Origin of the sequence: Snodgrassella sp. M0110, assembly GCF_016101465.1 — a bacterium.
GTDB lineage: Bacteria > Pseudomonadota > Gammaproteobacteria > Burkholderiales > Neisseriaceae > Snodgrassella > Snodgrassella alvi.
In genome coordinates this window covers 1-410 of the sequence record NZ_JACFQM010000032.1, presented here as the reverse complement: position 1 = coordinate 410, position 410 = coordinate 1, and the positions used below count along the sequence as shown (strand labels likewise).

At 38.3% G+C, this 410-nt stretch carries 1 protein-coding gene; it reads right to left on the bottom strand.

Going from position 1 to position 410, the window contains the following annotated elements; translation table 11 throughout:
- On the bottom strand, positions 1 to 323 hold a 323-nt coding region (locus tag H3T84_RS11980; RefSeq protein ID WP_232346330.1), incomplete at its 3' end, for an ORF6C domain-containing protein.
- Positions 324 to 410: the final 87 nt, after the last annotated feature.

Here is a 410-nt window from a genome sequence, read left to right as displayed (position 1 = left end):
TCTGCCTGCTGCTTTGTCTGTATCAACAGCTTTTTAAACACATCAGCCTTGATACAGCTATAACCATTGATATTCTCTGCATATGTAACTCGGTTATTTTCGACAATTACCAACCAGCGTCCGTCCTGATTCATATTAGGTAATGCAGGCTGATTATTGATTGGCTTAACTGAACCAGCTAAAAATGCAAGAGCCTCATCAAAATCCTTAGCAAGAATGTCTTGGTATCTGGGTACTTTAAACTTTGTATAGAGACTTCTATACACAGACTGATATGTTTTGCCTGTTTGGGCAGCATTATTGAGTACAGCCTCTTTAATCAAATATTGCTGCTGCTTATTTAATGTTAGAGAGTAGCTGCCTGTTTTACGGATAGAGGGCAGGACTTCACTAGTTACCCATTTTTTAAA